13 protein-coding genes and 1 pseudogene are annotated in these 16,564 nt (G+C 38.5%); 8 read left to right on the top strand and 6 right to left on the bottom strand.

Annotation, left to right across the window (positions count from 1 at the left end):
• Positions 1–35 precede the first annotated feature (35 nt).
• On the bottom strand, positions 36–2,801 hold the full coding sequence (gene ppc / locus CYJ36_RS16870) for a phosphoenolpyruvate carboxylase (protein WP_101568416.1): 2,766 nt from the start codon (positions 2,799–2,801) through the stop codon (positions 36–38).
• 311 nt (positions 2,802–3,112) lie between these two features.
• Between ppc and CYJ36_RS16875 the strand changes: the two genes are divergently transcribed.
• Entirely contained in the window at positions 3,113–3,523 is a 411-nt protein-coding gene (locus CYJ36_RS16875; RefSeq protein ID WP_101568417.1) for an NUDIX hydrolase, read from the top strand.
• 169 nt (positions 3,524–3,692) lie between these two features.
• Here CYJ36_RS16875 and CYJ36_RS16880 read toward each other — a convergent pair whose 3' ends face one another.
• Positions 3,693–4,412, bottom strand: coding sequence for a FadR/GntR family transcriptional regulator (locus CYJ36_RS16880; RefSeq protein WP_101568418.1), 720 nt, complete (start codon positions 4,410–4,412; stop codon positions 3,693–3,695).
• Positions 4,413–4,578: 166 nt separating this feature from the next.
• Here CYJ36_RS16880 and CYJ36_RS16885 point away from each other — a divergent pair, with 166 nt between their 5' ends.
• Positions 4,579–5,973 carry an FAD-binding oxidoreductase gene (locus CYJ36_RS16885; protein ID WP_101568419.1) on the top strand — a complete coding sequence of 465 codons (1,395 nt, stop codon included), beginning with the start codon at positions 4,579–4,581 and terminating at the stop codon, positions 5,971–5,973.
• Positions 5,970–6,944 carry a bile acid:sodium symporter family protein gene (locus CYJ36_RS16890; RefSeq protein WP_101568420.1) on the top strand — a complete coding sequence of 325 codons (975 nt, stop codon included), beginning with the start codon at positions 5,970–5,972 and terminating at the stop codon, positions 6,942–6,944. Before CYJ36_RS16885 ends, CYJ36_RS16890 begins: the two co-directional genes overlap by 4 nt.
• A 57-nt stretch (positions 6,945–7,001) precedes the next feature.
• Here the strand turns inward: CYJ36_RS16890 and CYJ36_RS16895 are convergent, their stop codons facing one another.
• Positions 7,002–8,090 carry a citrate synthase/methylcitrate synthase gene (locus CYJ36_RS16895; protein WP_101568421.1) on the bottom strand — a complete coding sequence of 363 codons (1,089 nt, stop codon included), beginning with the start codon at positions 8,088–8,090 and terminating at the stop codon, positions 7,002–7,004.
• A 108-nt stretch (positions 8,091–8,198) separates the two neighbouring features.
• On the opposite strand from CYJ36_RS16895, the gene CYJ36_RS16900 reads away from it, so the two are divergent.
• From CYJ36_RS16900 to CYJ36_RS16920, 5 genes are all read left to right on the top strand, one after another.
• A complete protein-coding gene (locus tag CYJ36_RS16900; protein WP_101568422.1) occupies positions 8,199–9,077 on the top strand; it encodes a LysR family transcriptional regulator in 879 nt (292 codons plus the stop codon).
• A 9-nt stretch (positions 9,078–9,086) separates the two neighbouring features.
• Entirely contained in the window at positions 9,087–10,148 is a 1,062-nt protein-coding gene (locus CYJ36_RS16905; protein WP_101568423.1) for an undecaprenyldiphospho-muramoylpentapeptide beta-N-acetylglucosaminyltransferase, read from the top strand.
• Positions 10,149–10,340: 192 nt separating this feature from the next.
• Positions 10,341–11,714: an amino acid permease gene (locus tag CYJ36_RS16910; protein WP_101568424.1), complete on the top strand. Its 1,374-nt coding sequence runs from the start codon at positions 10,341–10,343 to the stop codon at positions 11,712–11,714.
• A gap of 429 nt (positions 11,715–12,143) precedes the next feature.
• Complete coding sequence (locus CYJ36_RS16915) at positions 12,144–12,752, top strand: class I SAM-dependent methyltransferase (RefSeq protein WP_101568425.1); 609 nt, start codon at positions 12,144–12,146, stop codon at positions 12,750–12,752.
• Between the two features lie 410 nt (positions 12,753–13,162).
• The gene (locus CYJ36_RS16920; RefSeq protein WP_101568426.1) at positions 13,163–14,356 is read left to right on the top strand and encodes a nucleoside transporter C-terminal domain-containing protein; all 1,194 of its coding nucleotides are present in this window, start codon (positions 13,163–13,165) and stop codon (positions 14,354–14,356) included.
• Between the two features lie 275 nt (positions 14,357–14,631).
• Here the strand turns inward: CYJ36_RS16920 and CYJ36_RS16925 are convergent, their stop codons facing one another.
• From CYJ36_RS16925 to CYJ36_RS16935, 3 genes and pseudogenes are all read right to left on the bottom strand, one after another.
• On the bottom strand, positions 14,632–15,075 hold the full coding sequence (locus CYJ36_RS16925; protein ID WP_374702826.1) for a DUF2690 domain-containing protein: 444 nt from the start codon (positions 15,073–15,075) through the stop codon (positions 14,632–14,634).
• Positions 15,076–15,152: 77 nt separating this feature from the next.
• The gene (locus CYJ36_RS16930; protein ID WP_374702820.1) at positions 15,153–15,623 is read right to left on the bottom strand and encodes a DUF2690 domain-containing protein; all 471 of its coding nucleotides are present in this window, start codon (positions 15,621–15,623) and stop codon (positions 15,153–15,155) included.
• 414 nt (positions 15,624–16,037) lie between these two features.
• A pseudogene (locus tag CYJ36_RS16935) lies at positions 16,038–16,546 on the bottom strand (DUF3189 family protein).
• Positions 16,547–16,564 lie beyond the last annotated feature (18 nt).

Genomic DNA, 16,564 nt, shown 5'->3' on the forward strand with positions numbered 1-16,564 from the left:
GAAAATCGGACACTTAACATGTCCGATTTTTTAGATCATCCTGTATTTCGAAGCCCCGCTGCAATCCCATTAATCGTCAGCAACACTTCGCTTAATAGTTCATCGTTATTGTTTTCTTCATTCGCATCACGCAGTTTTGAAATCACTTCTACCTGGAAAAAGCTTAAAGGATCCACATAAGGATTCCGAAGTCTTACAGAATCTTGGATATTTGGCAGGTGGTCCATTAATTCTTCTTGCTGTGTAATCTCCAGCAAAATGTTTTTTGTTCGGTTGTATTCGGTTTCGATTTCTTTGAAAATACGATCAGCTGCATGCTGATTTTCAACCATTGCGATATATTCATTAGCTGCCATTAAGTCTGCTTTTAATAATGCCATTTGAAGATTGTCGATGGTCGAGCGGAAAAACGGCCAAGCTTTGTACATTTGCTGAAGGAGTGCAAGATTCACATCATTCTTTGCATGGCTGTGTAAACCCGTTCCTGCTGCATACCATGCAGGGAGAAGCTGGCGGCTTTGCGTCCAAGCGAACACCCATGGAATAGCGCGCAAATCTTCGAAGCGTTCGCTGCCTTTACGGCTCATTGGACGTGACCCAATGTTTAACGCACCCAATTCAGGCAAAGGTGTTGCTTGTTTGAAATAAGTTAAAAAGTCAGGATCTTTAAAGACAAGCTCTTGATACTTATTCAAAGATTCAGCTGAGATCCTATCCATGGCTTCTTCCCAGTCGTTTGTTCTGATGGAAGATTGTTCAGCCTCACTTGAGACATGTGCCGCAGCTGTAAGAAGGGTTGAAGCTGCTTGCTCAAGGCTGCGGTATGCGATGTCATATAGAGCATATCGTGAAGAAAGTACTTCACCTTGCTCTGTTATTTTCACGCCATCTCCCAATGTTTCAGCAGGCTGAGAAAGCAGGCTGCGATTGAGTGGACCGCCGCCTCGGCCTAAAGAACCCCCGCGGCCATGGAAAAACTTCAAACGGATGTTGTACGTTTTCGCCATCTCATGAATTTCCTGCTGGGCTTTGTATAGTTTCCAATTAGCTGTAAGAGTACCGCCATCTTTACTTCCATCGGAATAGCCAAGCATGATTTCCTGAAGGTTATTTTGTTCATTTAAGTGTTTTCGGTAAAAGTCTAATTGAAAGAGCTGCTCCATGATTTTTGGGCCAGCAATAAGGTCATCAATCGTTTCAAGCAGGGGAGCAACGTTTAATTTGCTCTCAATTCGGCCATCCGGATGCAGACGGTAAATTCCAGCTTCTTTTGCAAGCACCATTACTTCAAGCAAGTCACTTGCAGATTGTGTCATGCTTATTAAATATACTTCAATTGAACGTTCTCCAAATTCTTTATGTGCATTTCGGATCATTTGGAACACTTCTAAAACATCCTGTGTTTCTTTCGAATAATCCTCTGTAAATGAAACAAGAGGTCTTGGATCTTGAAGAACGTCTCCAAGCAGCTTCATTTTTTCATTTTCAGACAAACTGGAGTAATCTTCTGCAAGCTTTACAGAATGAAAGATTTCTTTAATCGCTGCTTCATGCTCACCGCTGTGATTGCGAATATCAAGTGTTGCGAGATGAAAGCCGAAAAGTTCAACCTGCCTTATAAGCTCCCGCAAACTTTTCAATTCATATCCTTTTGGATGGTGAAGCTTGACACTCTTTTGAATCAATCTAAGATCGAAAAGAAACTCTTCAGCCGTTTTATAACGAACTTCACTTTGCGCATCAAGTTTTTTTAGCATGATTGTTAATTTACAGCGATAAACTTCATCTTCAATTTGCCATTTTTCGTTTTGATTCAAAATGGATGCTTCATTTTCAATCGATTTCAGCAATTCTGCGCTGACTGACACTCTTTTTGTAGACTGACTCAGCCGCTTCCTTAATTGCTTGAGAGATTCCTTGTATTTTCGAATAGCCAGAGTCCGCTGTTTCGTTAAGGTCTTCCATGTAATCTCAGGGGTTACATTTGGATTGCCGTCGCGGTCTCCGCCAATCCATGAACCGAAGCGAAGGAAATTTGGAACCTCCCAATTTTCTTCAGGGTAATAATCCTGCAAACAATCTTCTAGTTCTTGATGAAGCTTTGGGAGGACTTCAAATAATGTCTCATCAAAATAATACAAGCCATTTGCAACTTCATCCATAACAGTAGGCTTTCGGTCACGCAGCTCATCAGTTTGCCACAGGATGACGACTTCGTTAAATAGTCTATCTTCAAGCTCTTGGCGCTCACGATTAGTTATGACAGGCTGATCCAAACTTTTAAGCAAGGCAGCGATTCGTTTATGAATTTCAAGAACACTTCTTCTAGTTGCTTCAGTTGGATGTGCTGTGATAATAAGCTCTAAGGATAGGGTTTTCAGCAATTTTTGAATCACATCTGATGAAATACCATTCTCCTTTAAAGAAGCAACAGCATTTTCTAGTGAGCCAGGCTGTTTTACAGACTCCTCCTGAAATTGATAATCACGGCGCCTTCTAATGCGATGATTTTGTTCGGCGATATTAACTAGATGAAAGTATACGGCAAATGCACGGATCACTTGCTTTCTCACAGGAGGTTCAAGTGTAGATATTTCCTCCTTCAATATTGCATAGTTGGAATAGTCCTCATTATTGCGAAGGGATTTTGTCATCTCACGAATCGTTTCCACTTTTTCTAAAAGGGTTGGTCCGCCCTGATGAACAAGTACATCTCCCAATAGCTTGCCCAAAAACTTCACATCTCGGCGAAGAGCAGCATTATGATCTCGGTCTTTTATCGTTTTGGTTTTAGTTGTCATGTATGCACCTCTTATTCTGGAAAGGATTCCATATTCTTTCCGTGTTTTTTGAAAATTAAAATAATGATAAGTTTACCATGAATCACAGAATAATTCATAGTAAACATCCTCGTATCTTGAAAATTTATAGATTTGCTGGAAAAGAGAGGTTAGTTTTTAAAGGTTTACCCTGATTGTGGAATATTATGTTAAGATTTTAAGAGCATGTTAAAGCGTGTGTCATTTTTGGGCACACGAAGAATCCCACTATATTTATTAAAAGCAGAAAGCAGTAATATCTTGATCTTTTAAAAAAAGGAGTTTTGAAATAAATGAAAAGAGTAGATGTAACATATGTCCTTCTAAATGATGATCACAAAAATGTATTGATGGTCAAAAACAAAGGAGAGAAATCTTCATACTATACACTTCCAGGGGGAGCAGTTGAACAGGGAGAAACTCTTAAAGAAGCCGCTTTACGTGAGGTAAAAGAAGAAACTGGATTAGACGTGCAAATAAATGATGTTTTATCTGTAAGCGAAGCGTTTTTTGAAGAAAGAGGGCATCATGTGATCTTCTTTACGTTCAGCGGGAAAATAATAGGGGGAGAAATCCATTTATCAAGACCAGAAGAGATTGAGGAGATTACCTGGATGGATTCTAAAATGGCTAATGAATACGTACAAATAGATAGTAAGGCAACTGTCCCATATATTCTTCGAGGAACGATACCTAAAGCTTAAAATGATAGGATCCTTTAAGTAACGAAAAAGATTGTGAACGGTTTTGTAAAAAAAAGATAATCATTTCAATTTAGTAAAGCATCACAGCATATGCGATGATGCTTTACAGCTAAAAACCTACAATTTATCTCCATTCTTGATCAATCCCCAAAAATTTAAAGTATTTTAATCATTTATTTTCTCCTAAGCCAGTTAAGAAATACTCACTCAATTCACTTTTAATTCGTGTAATATGTTCCTCCACAAGCTGTTTTGCTAATGTTGAGTTTCCGGAAGCGATTGCCGCATATATTTTTTTATGTTCATCAATTGTATCATGAGCCCTGTCAGGGTCAGAAAGACGGTGTCTGCGCGTTGCTCGGATTGTATCTTCCATTTGTTCGCTTAATGTCTGTATCAACTCTATAAATAATGAATTGTGAGTTGCCTGAACAATATTCAGATGAAAATTGAAGTCTGCCTTCAAGCCAGATTCCACATCGTTTTTTGAGGCTGCCATCAATTCGAGAGCTTTTCGAAGTTTGTTTAACTCTTGAGAAGTCGCCCGCTGAGCGGCAAGGTATGCAGAGTCAGCTTCGATTGCACGGCGCAGCTCAAGCATTTCATAGACAAGGTGGTTTTCAGCTTTGCTGATAACGGCTGAAAGTTCTTCAGAAGAACAAGGGAAGCCTGTTTTTTTTATGTAGCTTCCGCCGCCCTGTCTGATTTCGATTACTCCGTTTATCTCCAAAATGCGAAGAGCTTCTCTGATTGATGTGCGGCTGACATTAAAACGGCTTGCCAATTCACGTTCAGGAGGCAGTTTATCCCCTTGTTTTAATTCTCCATTCAGAAAAAATTCTTTTAGCTGTTCGACAATGACTTCATAAATTCGTTTCTTTTGCTTCATCTTAATTTTCACTTCCTAAAAGATAGAATGATTTATTGTATTTTTCAGATAATTAAGTATAATTGAAAGTGGTTAGACCAATGTGTTGATTGGTAGGACCTATTGTCTTTTATTATAAACGATCTATTGCAATCGTTTACATAAAAATTTCAAGGGAGAGATCACAATGAAAATGGCTGCAGAAAATATAGTAGATGCTCTTAAACATATTCTTCCTGAAAGCGGGGTATCAGTCAATCAGACAGTTAGAGAACAGCACAGCAGAGATGAATCGTATCATGCTCCAAGTCTGCCGGATATCGTTGTTTTTCCAGAGACAACACTCCAGGTGAGTGAGATTATGAGACTTGCAAACAAATATCAGGTTCCAGTAGTGCCATTTGGACTTGGATCCAGCTTGGAAGGGCATGTTATTCCCTATGACTTAGGAATTACCATTGATTTTTCTTTCATGAATAAAATCATTGAAGTAAGAGAGAATGATTTTCTTGTAAAAGTACAGCCAGGCGTTACACGCTCACAGTTAAATAAAGAGCTGAAAAAATATGGTTTGTTTTTCACGGTGGACCCTGGTGCTGATGCTACTCTCGGCGGGATGGCTGCCACAAATGCAAGCGGCACAACATCTGTTAAATATGGGGTCATGCGTGACCAAGTGAGAGATTTGGAAACGGTCCTTGCAGACGGGACGATCATCCATACCGGCAATTTAGCTGAAAAATCATCATCTGGCTATCATTTAAACGGTATTTTTGTAGGTTCAGAGGGAACGCTTGGCTGTTTTACCGAATTGACACTAAAAGTTTACGGGATACCTGAGCACATCATGGCAGCAAGAGCTTCTTTTCCAACTGTAAATGATGCTGTAGGAGCTGTCGTTGCTATTTTACAAGCGGGTATTCCTATTGCAAGAGTTGAGCTTATTGATGAACCATCCATGAAACAGGTAAACCAATTTAGTGAGACTGCCTATTTAGAAACACCAACTCTATTTTTGGAGTTTCATGGGAATGAAGCAGGACTTAGACAGGACGTAGAATTCACGAAAGAGCTAGTATCTGATTTTCGCTGTGAAAGCATCGATTTTGAGAAAGATAATGCGGGGCGAAACAAGCTGTGGGAAGCAAGGCACCATTTAGCTTATGCCTATGTCCATGGATATCCGGGGAAAAAGCTTATGGTTACGGATGTCTGTCTGCCGATTTCGGAGCTTTCAGGTGCGATTCGTCATGCAAGGGAGACGATAGACACTTTAGGACTTAACGGTGGCATTGTCGGCCATGTTGGAGATGGAAATTTTCATGTTCTCTTGATGCTTGATACGAGTGATCCATTAGAAGTAAACAAGGCTGATCAATTAAACGAAGCAATCGTTTTGTATGCTCTTGAACGCGGAGGGACTTGTACAGGCGAGCATGGAGTCGGTGTCGGCAAACAAAAGTATCAGGAAAAAGAGCATGGTGAAGCACTCCGTGTGATGGAAAAAATAAAACAAGCATTAGATCCGCTTAATATCCTCAATCCAAATAAAATTGTAAAAAACAAGGGTGTGACACTATGAAACTATTAGAAGCAATCAGCAGCTTAGCAGGAAAATATTTTGCAGTATGGGTCATATGTATCGCATGCATTGCCTTTATGATTCCTACACCTTTTCTATGGCTAAATGGATATATCACGATTTTGCTCGGCATTGTCATGTTTGGAATGGGCCTTACTCTTAAGGCGGTAGATTTTAAAATTGTTTTAACAAAACCGTTGCCGGTGATAATTGGTGTTTGTGCCCAATTTATTATTATGCCATCTGTTGCTTTCCTGCTTGCTTATGGAATGAATTTACCTCCTGAATTAGCAGCAGGTCTAGTTCTCCTCGGCTCTGTTCCAGGCGGCACGGCCTCAAACGTGATGGTCTATCTTGCAAAAGGGAATCTTCCATTGTCAATTGCTATGACATCACTATCAACATTAATTGCGCCAATTGCCACACCATTAATTTTGCTTTTGCTTGCAGGTCAATGGATGCCAATCGATCCCGTTTCGATGTTCGTATCAATTACGCAGGTTATTATCGTACCAATCATTTTGGGTATCGCAATAAGGAAATTTTTCAGAACGGGCGTTGACAAAAGCCTTTCAGTTATCCCTCTTATTTCTGTTTTGGCTATTATCATCATTGTTTCAGCAGTTATTTCTGCAAATGTTGAGAGTATTGCAGAGTCGGGATTGCTTATTATCTCTGCAGTTATCCTTCATAACACATTCGGCCTTTTGCTCGGTTATTTAACCGCGTTAATGCTGGGCCTGGATGAAGGAACAAGAAGAGCCATTTCAATTGAAGTAGGGATGCAAAACTCCGGATTAGGTGTTGCACTAGCGAGCGCCCATTTTGGTCCGCTTGCAGCGTTGCCAAGCGTTCTTGGGGCAGTATGGCATAACATTTCAGGTCCGATTCTTGCTACGTTCTGGTCGAAAAAACCTGTAGTGGAAAAGAAAGAGAATTGGTCAGCTAAGACTATAAATGCAAAACTATAAAAAAGAGATTCACAATGGCAAATCATTGTGAATCTCTTTATTTCATAGAATTAGAACCTACTTTGCAAGAATTTTTCCAATGTAGTGCGCCTCTGGCCTGAAAATCGTATTATTCTCTGACTGCTCAAGGATGTGGGCTGTCCAGCCGACAACACGGCTTGCTGTAAAGGTAGGGGTGAACAGATGCGAATCCATGTGAATGGATTTCATGATTGCTGCCGCATAGAATTCAACATTTGTGTAGAGAGATCTGCCTGGTTTTAGCTCCTGCAGCAGATATACAGCTGTTTTTTCAACTTCAATCGCCAGATCTAACCATTCATCGTTTCCTGATAGCTTGAGCAAAGCTGATTTTAATGACAATGATCGCGGGTCGTGTGTTTTATAAACACGATGACCAAATCCCATTAACCGCTCACCGCGATTTAATTTGTTCCGGATGATTTTCTCAGCGTCACCATCTTCAGCAACTTCATTTAAAAATGAAATGACTTCAGACGGCGCACCTCCATGCAATGGTCCTTTCATCGTACCAATGGCAGATGTGACTGCGGAATAGATGTCTGATTCGGTCGAGGCAGTTACTCTTGCCGAAAACGTGGAAGCATTCATTCCATGTTCCAGTGTTAAAATCATATACGTTTCCAATGCTTTGCGCTGTGGTTCTGTTGGAACCTTTCCGTTTAGCATATATAAATAATTTTCAATATGATCAAGATCTGAGACAGGAGAAACAAATTCGTTTCCTTCTAAGTGTCTCTTTCTGTATGCAATGATAGTGGGCAAAATAGCAGTTAACCTTAGTGCATCTGAAAACGAAAATTTCTCACTGTTCACTGGGCCTGCAGCTGAAACGGCTGTTCTTAAAACACTCATTAAATCCATGTCCGCAGGCAGGCTGGTTAAAAGTTTTTTAATATATTCCGGAAGCTCCCGCTGGTTTTTTAGGTCGTTTTTCAGCTGAATCAATTGCGTTTTATCTGGAAATCTCCCAAACCACAGCAAATATGAAACTTCTTCAAAAGAATAATTCTCCGTTAATTCACGTATGTCATATCCTCTGTATATCAGTCTGCCTTTTCCCCCGTCAACATGGCTGATGGATGTTTCTGCTGCAACTATACCCTTTAAACCTTGTGAAAACATATAAATCTCTCCTTCCCTTTATATCTACAATTTTATAAAATAAGAAGTATTAAGAAAATTAAATATAATTAATGAGATCGATTAAAAAAAGTAATTAGGAGGGCGAGTATGGAATTCTCTTGGATTCAAACGTTTGTAACGGCAGCAGAATGTGAAAATTTTAGAAGAACAGCAGAAATTCTTTACATCTCGCAGCCGTCCGTTTCCGTTCATATTAAACTGCTGGAACAAGAACTTGGGGTTTTATTATTTCAGCGTGAAGGCAGAAAAATAAAGCTCACTGAAGAAGGCAGAGTGTATTTACAGCAAGCAAAAGAACTGCTTTCAGTGTATCAAAACGGTTTAGTAAAATTACATTCTTTTCAGCAAGGATTTACCGCTCAATTTACACTCGCGATCTCCCCGCTGATTGCTGATACCATCCTTCCATATGTGCTCAAAAGATATTGCAATCAATATCCGGAAGTTGAAATATCAGTCAAAATTTTAGAATCAAGCGACATTGAAGAAGCAGTGCTAAGTGAAAAAGTAGATCTCGGTTTATCCTGTTTGAGCAGTTCCCACTCAGATTTGAGCTGTCAGCTTTTATATAAAGACAAGGTTTTATTAGTAGCACCTCATGATGGAAGGGATTCTGAAAGTGCTTTGCCGCTGGATGAGGAAGAAGTGTTAACATCAAATTATCTGCTCACTCATAATCATCCTGTGTATTGGGCTTCCCTTTGCAAATCGGTAAAAGCAATGTATCCGGGAATTCGTATGATGGAGGTTTCTCAAATTCACATTACGAAACGGTTTATTGTCGAAGGATTGGGAGTTTCCTTCCTTCCAGTTTCCACTGTAAGGAGGGAAATGCTTGAAGGAAGACTGCTTGAAGTCGATTGTCCATCGATACCTTTGCCAGAAGCAAATACATATGCCATCATGAAGTACAGTCATACGAAACAACATGAATTTTTAACCTTTCTCTCACAGTTCAGAATATAGAAGGAGGACTTGCTTATGAAGACAATCGTTTTTACCGGCGGGGGTTCAGCGGGCCATGTAACCCCTAACTTAGCAATCATAGATGAGCTTGACCAAGACGTCTGGGAAGTACAATACATTGGTTCAAAAAAGGGGATTGAAAAGGAGTTAATAGAAAAGATTTCTGTACCCTATCACGGAATCTCAAGCGGTAAGCTAAGAAGATATATAGATTTTGAAAACGTGGTGGATAGCTTCAGAGTACTGAAGGGCTGTATAGAGGCTAGAAGCATATTGAAAAAACTGAAACCTGTACTCGTTTTTTCAAAAGGAGGCTTCGTTTCAGTACCCGTGATCATTGCCGCGAATTCGCTGAAGATACCTGTTTTTATCCACGAAAGCGACATGACCCCTGGACTTGCCAATAAAATTGCTCAGCGGTTTGCAACGAAAATTTTCACTTCTTTTGAAGAAACATTGCAGTATTTTCCTAGGGAAAAAACGACTGTAATAGGCTCTCCGATTCGTCGTGAAATTCTGAACGGTTCTTCATATAAAGGCAGAGAGCTGCTGGGATTTGATCATAGACGTCCAGTATTAACCGTGATGGGCGGAAGCTTAGGGGCGAAAAATATTAATGAGACAATCAGAGCTGCCTTACCGCAGCTAAAATCATTTCAAATCATACATTTATGCGGCAAAGGGAATGTTGATGAAAAGTATTCACATATGAAAGACTACAAACAATTTGAATATGTCCATGATGAGCTTCCTCATTATTTAGCAGCAACTGATTTTGTCATAACGCGAGGAGGATCAAATTCCATATTCGAATTTCTAGCCTTAAAAATTCCCATGCTCATTATCCCTCTTACGAAAAATCAAAGCAGGGGAGACCAGATCTTAAACGCTCAATCTTTTCAGGATAAAGGGTTTGCCCTTATGCTTGAGGAAGAGGCTTTAACAGAGGAATCATTGCTTGAACATCTCGCAGCTCTAGAAGCGAAAAGGGATGAAATGAAGCGAACGATGGCCTCGCTTGATCGGAAGGATGCGATTGGGGTGCTGGTTGAGGAGATTAACGCAGGGTGAGAAGCGAACTGCCTCTCATTTATGTATGCAAAATTAAATTGCATTATTATTTTACTCACTTCGAACTTGAATTAACGGATAATAGATTAAACTTTTATTTGGTTTTTAATTTGCCATTATCTGATTTTAATTTTATTATTAGAAAATCTATGTTCAGCAAAAATGCATAAAAATTAGAAAGTGGGAATTCAAATGCAGCAACAAGAATTAACAAGAGGCCTCAAAAACAGGCACGTACAACTAATCGCTATCGGAGGGGCAATCGGAACGGGATTATTTCTAGGAGCAGGAAAATCGATTCATTTAGCAGGACCATCGATTTTATTTGCTTACATGATTACAGGCGTAATTTGCTTTTTAATCATGCGCGCACTTGGAGAACTGCTTTTAACCAATTTAAATTATCATTCTTTTGTTGACTTTATAAAAGACTATTTAGGGAACATGGCGGCATTTATCACCGGCTGGACCTACTGGTTTTGCTGGATTTCAATCGCGATGGCTGACTTAACAGCAGTTGGTCTCTATACCCAATTTTGGCTTCCTGATATACCACAGTGGATGCCGGGATTAATTGCGCTTGTCATTTTGCTGATTATGAACCTTGCAACCGTAAAACTTTTTGGTGAAATGGAGTTCTGGTTCGCATTAATTAAAGTCATTGCTATTCTAGCACTAATTGTTATCGGTATTTTCATGATTATTAAAGGTTTTTCAACTGCTTCAGGCGCATCTAGTTTCACAAATCTATGGAGCCACGGCGGTATGTTCCCAAATGGAATAAATGGCTTTATTCTCTCATTCCAAATGGTTGTTTTTGCGTTTGTTGGGATTGAACTTGTAGGACTTACTGCAGGAGAAACAGAAGACCCGGAAAAAGTTATCCCAAGAGCAATTAATAATATCCCTATTCGGATTTTAGTTTTCTACATAGGCGCACTTATTGTCATTATGAGTATTTATCCCTGGAGTGCCATCAACCCAATGGAAAGCCCATTCGTCCAAGTCTTCGTTGCTGTTGGTATCGCTGCAGCTGCTGGGATCGTCAACTTTGTCGTTCTAACATCCGCAGCTTCTGCATGTAACAGCGCCATCTTTAGTACAAGCCGGATGGTATTCTCACTTGCAAAAGATAAAAATGCACCTGTACCATTTACAAAACTTACTTCCCGTAAAGTACCTTCCAATGCATTGTTCTTTTCAACTGTGGTCATTCTAATTGCCGTTGTTTTGAACTATGTAATGCCTGAAGGTGTATTTACGCTTATTACAAGTATTTCTACAGTATGTTTCATTTTTATTTGGGGAATTACTGTCATCAGCCATTTGAAATACCGTAAATCAAGACCAGATCTAGCGAAAGTAAACAAATTTAAATTGCCGCTTTATCCATTTTCCAATTACTTGATCCTTGCTTTCCTAGCGTTCGTTCTTGTCGTGCTTGCACTTGCTGAAGATACTCGTGTTGCCTTGTTCGTAACTCCTGTTTGGTTTATTTTACTGTTTGTGATTTATAAGATACGGGAAACGAAGGCAAATCAAGCGAATCAGGGAGAGGCAGTCTGAAATTAAAATGCACCTCTTAAAAATGCTTTTTGAATGTGGTTCAGTGGTCACTAACTGTTACGAATAACTTAAGAAAAATCGTGGATAATTAACCTTAGTTTATATTAAAGTCTCAAAATTCCCTGTCGCTTGTTTCAAGACAGGGAATTTTCTGTGTTCTAAGAATAATACGGTTACAGCAGATATTTCCGTTTTTAAATAGTCTGCTGCATTGGACTTATTTACGGTAACATTTATTGTGACAGGCTTTTAAAAATCACACTTGAAAAAGACAGTTAGACAAAAGGAACGTATATTGAAATTTTGAAAAGGAAAGTGAGCTTGAATCTGACCCATCATGCTTTATTATAAAATTAATCAATAACAAAAAGACGATAAATCAGTTTTGTATCATTAATTCAATGTTTGAGTTTGAATAGGAGAATATCAATGAAAGAACAGCTTTATGATGAATTATTAAACATCAAAACAATTGGAGATCAAAAGGGTTTCAGTAAATCTTTGCATTATCATCGCTATGAGCCAACACCTTATCATGCACTTGAAATTTTATTTACTCAATATGAATTAAAAAGCACTGACCGCCTTGTAGACTATGGGTGCGGTAAAGGGCGACTAAATTTCTATATCAATCATTTATTTCATGCATCTGCTGTAGGGGTTGAAATGAACGAGACTTTTTATGAAGAAGCTGTTAAAAATTGTCACTCTTATTTAAAGAAAGCTAAAATTAGCAGCGGTCAAATTCACTTTCTCTGTTGTTTGGCAGAAGAATACCAGATTGATCCTTTAGACAACCGTTTTTATTTTTTTAATCCGTTTTCGATTCAAATTTTTATGAATGTGCTCAACAATATTTTAGTTTCAGCGGAAAAATCAGCGCGTGATATTGAGCTGATTCTATATTATGGATCAAATGATTATACCTATTTCTTAAATAACCACCCTGCGTTTGAATTAAAACAGGAAGTCTTGCTGCCGGGTTTGTATGAACAGAATCCCTATGAGAGATTTCTGATTTACCGATTGTCATATTAAGAGAACTGCATCGGGTTTTTTATAATATAAATTAAACTTGGCCGTTGTTAAGGAAAGCCGATTGAAGTAAATTAGACCTAATATAATTTTCCTGAAAATATTTTGTCGCTCATATTTTGACATTCGGAAAGAGAAATATGGGTATTAAATATATGTTCTATTAAATCCAGAAAGGGTCTAATAACGAAAAGTACTTAAATACAATTTTTCAGGTAAAAATATAAAATCTTCTGCGTGATAGGTTTTTAAGGTGGAATTGCTGCGGAATAGAATGAGAGACACAAAGGAGAGAAAACACAGGCTCCTTTTTTTGTTTTTTCTTCTGTATGTTGAATGAAACGTGTGAAAAAACATGGAATTTTTTATATAAAAAAAGAAATAGGCAATGATAAATCAAGGAGGGTGATAGCATGTATTTCTTGTTAAATATACTTGGTGTATTTGTGGTGATTGGCATTGTGTACCTTTGTTCACCTAATAAAAGAAATGTTAAATGGAAAGCCATTCTTACATTGATCGTAGTTGAATTCATTATTACTTGGTTCATGCTATCGACTAAAATCGGCACATGGGTCATTAATCAGATTGCAGCTTTCTTTACCTGGCTGATTGCATGTGCAAATGAAGGGATTTCTTTTGTCTTCCCGTCAGCAATGGCAAATGAGCAGGTTGATTTCTTTTTCAGTGCCTTAATGCCGATTATTTTCATTATTACGTTTTTTGATATTTTATCTTATTTCGGTATACTGACCTGGATCATCGATAAAGTAGGCTGGCTCATATCAAAAGTGTCCGGTTTGCCAAAACTTGAGAGCTTTTTTTCCATCCAGATGATGTTTCTTGGGAATACGGAAGCACTTGCTGTTTTGCGCCTTCAGCTTAGTGCGATTGAAACTCAGCGCTTGCTTACATTTGGAATTATGGGCATGAGCAGTATCAGCGGATCCATTATCGGAGCTTATTTATCCATGGTTCCTGCAACATATGTATTTGTCGCCATTCCGTTGAACTGTTTAAATGCCTTGCTGATTGCAAACATGCTTAATCCCCTCGATGTAAGCAAAGAGGAAGATGTCGTTTATGTTCCTACTAAAGAAGAAAGGCAAGATTTCTTTTCCACCATTTCAAACAGTATGCTCGTTGGAATCAGGATGGTCATTGTCATTACTGCCATGGTCATCGGTTATGTGGCATTAACCGCAGCCTTAAACGGTATATTAAGTTTCTTTGTGACCGGTTTGACGATTCAAAAAATCTTCTCAATTCTCTTTAGTCCATTCGCTTTCTTGCTTGGATTAGCGGGGAGTGACGCAATGTATGTTGCTCAATTAATGGGAATCAAACTGGCGACGAATGAGTTCGTTGCCTTGCTCGATTTAAAAGATAAGGTTAGCAGCCTTGCTCCGCATACAATTGCCGTTGCAGTGACATTTCTCACGTCATTTGCCAACTTCAGTACAGTAGGAATGATTTACGGTACTTTTAATTCCATCCTCGATGAAGAAAAATCACGCATTATCGGAAGGAATGTTTGGAAACTACTGCTAAGCGGAATGGCGGTCTCTTTGTTAAGTGCAATGGTTGTTGGATTATTCGTTTGGTGATTACCATATATATGATATATATGGCGGAATTGATTTGAATGTATTAGAGGTAGTCATTTGGAAAAGATGAAATAAATTTAGTGCACAGAAGAAAACAGCTTCATTTTTTTAATGGGTGATTCAATTAGAAAGAGCAGGACGGATATTGGTATTTTATAATAGAAGAATTCGGCTTTCGTTATTTCAAGTAAAAGATCTAACATATCTATTGGAGAATAAGAAAGACACTTCAAGCAAGAAGTGTCCTTTTGTGATCTGCGGCTTAAGATTCGATATTAATACCAAATGGTTTCTGCATATTCATAGGCGTCACTATTAGGAATGGCATGTTTTCCCTGGGCTTGTGCTTTACGGGGGTCCAAATCGTACACCATTGCTGTGTAACAGGAGGTTTGTCCTTTATTGACAGAACCATTGCCTCCAGAACTGTCACAAGTATAGGCCTTGCCGTCCGTTTGTCGGACAATTCGTGCATCTGCTTCATATGTGTAAATAGCAGGGCGGGTAATCGTTACTTTTGCCCAGGCAGTTTTGCACTTGGTGCTGAATTTCAATTCGACGTAGGAAATGGAATCAATCCACTTTTTATCTTTCGTTACGGCAGTACTCGCACAACTATTGTAGTAGGGGCTTTTTCCATCATACGAATGATTTTCTGCAGACACTTGATGATTCGTAAATGCAAATGCGGCAATTATCGTTGAACAAGCGATTATTATAGATAATCCAGCTAATTTAAGTTTTTTCCTCAAAACGATCATCCTTTCTTTAATTGAAATAAAAGAGATAATCTATGTTAATACCAGTCTGTTTCTCCTGCAGTATATGGCCAGAATCCAACTGCCTTTGCTTTTCGGGGATCGAGGTCATAGACCATTGGAGTATAGCAAGAAGTCTGCCCTTTATTAATAACCCCGTTACCTCCAGCAGAACCGCAACTGTACTGTTTATTATCTGTATTTCGAACAACTAATGCATCGGCTTCACCGTTCGATATGGCAGGTCGGCTAAGTGTGATTTTCGCCCAGGCGGTCTTGCATTTCGTGCTGAACTTCAATTCTAAATTTGCAGTTCCACCATTTGCTGTGATTGTTACTTTTTTCTTGGTTACCCCAGTGGCATCACAATTATTGTAATAGGGGCTTTTTCCATCGTACGAATGGGTTTCTGCACTCACATGGCTGTTTAAATTTCCAGGGGCTCCTGACAATGAAAAAAAAGCAACAAGAATAAGTAAAGCACATGACCAAACTTTTTTCTGCTTCAAAATCATTCAATCCCTTCATAGAGTTTTTGAATCAACACCACTCTACCTCTTTTGGGATTTATTGTTAAGGGTAAATTATCCTTGATTTTTAAATTTTAACAATTTTAATGTAAACGTAATGTGAGTGTATATATGAGATGAAAGTCTCATGGGAATAATAGATTCAATCTATTTCTGCTGCAATGGCTTTTATCTTAGATTTCCCTGCGTCTCTTTATAAAGCAGTCAAACAAGAAAAAACCGATTCCTTAGTCGAAATCGGTTTTCACATATAACTACAATTTCATTTATAAATTGTTTTTCCTTCTATTTTAAGGCAATACATAAAAACTTTTGAGGTTGCTATTAAAGAGATGGTGAAAAATGGAAGTGCTTTAAGTGATTCAAAATAAATACTCTATTAGATTGATTTTCCTAATTTCCAAAAGAATTATCAAGTATCTCTATTTTGCTAATAGAACTTTTCCCGATATCTTTTGTGTTTTGCACTTATTTTATTATCAGGTTGTGATGAGCTTTCTTAGAGCCAATGATTAGAAGAGGAACACCGATAAAGTCTATTTTTAATCTTCTTGAAAATAAGCCTCCAAGGGTCATTGCTAATGGAACTGTGGGTGAGGTATTTGAGAATATTATTTTTTCTTCTAGTTTCCCGTTTTCATTCATTAATTCCAATATACTTTGCATAGCTGGAACAACCACTTTTGAAGAACCTCTGCCCAAGGTAAATACTTTATTTCTATCTTCATCAATACCATGAAAAAATAATTTCCCCATATCTTTAGGTGTTAATTTATTAAACAGCTCTAAACTAAGTATTTCTTCTTTAGAGGGAGCGTGTCATAAGCGAATTTTTTTAAATGATATGCAGCAGCAAGAGTAGAAGAATGTGTTCCCCCATAACAGTTATAAATATAAATCAACCACCTCACACCTTCCAT

The organism is Bacillus sp. UMB0893 (assembly GCF_002858905.1).
GTDB lineage: Bacteria > Bacillota > Bacilli > Bacillales > Bacillaceae > Bacillus_P.

Coding starts and splice junctions, on each gene's coding strand:
- CYJ36_RS16885 (WP_101568419.1), top strand. CDS start 4,579: ATGAAAATGGCTGCAGAAAATATAGTAGATGCTCTTAAACATATTCTT.
- CYJ36_RS16900 (WP_101568422.1), top strand. CDS start 8,199: ATGGAATTCTCTTGGATTCAAACGTTTGTAACGGCAGCAGAATGTGAA.
- CYJ36_RS16890 (WP_101568420.1), top strand. CDS start 5,970: ATGAAACTATTAGAAGCAATCAGCAGCTTAGCAGGAAAATATTTTGCA.
- CYJ36_RS16910 (WP_101568424.1), top strand. CDS start 10,341: ATGCAGCAACAAGAATTAACAAGAGGCCTCAAAAACAGGCACGTACAA.
- ppc (WP_101568416.1), bottom strand. CDS start 2,801: ATGACAACTAAAACCAAAACGATAAAAGACCGAGATCATAATGCTGCT.
- CYJ36_RS16920 (WP_101568426.1), top strand. CDS start 13,163: ATGTATTTCTTGTTAAATATACTTGGTGTATTTGTGGTGATTGGCATT.
- CYJ36_RS16915 (WP_101568425.1), top strand. CDS start 12,144: ATGAAAGAACAGCTTTATGATGAATTATTAAACATCAAAACAATTGGA.
- CYJ36_RS16880 (WP_101568418.1), bottom strand. CDS start 4,412: ATGAAGCAAAAGAAACGAATTTATGAAGTCATTGTCGAACAGCTAAAA.
- CYJ36_RS16895 (WP_101568421.1), bottom strand. CDS start 8,090: ATGTTTTCACAAGGTTTAAAGGGTATAGTTGCAGCAGAAACATCCATC.
- CYJ36_RS16875 (WP_101568417.1), top strand. CDS start 3,113: ATGAAAAGAGTAGATGTAACATATGTCCTTCTAAATGATGATCACAAA.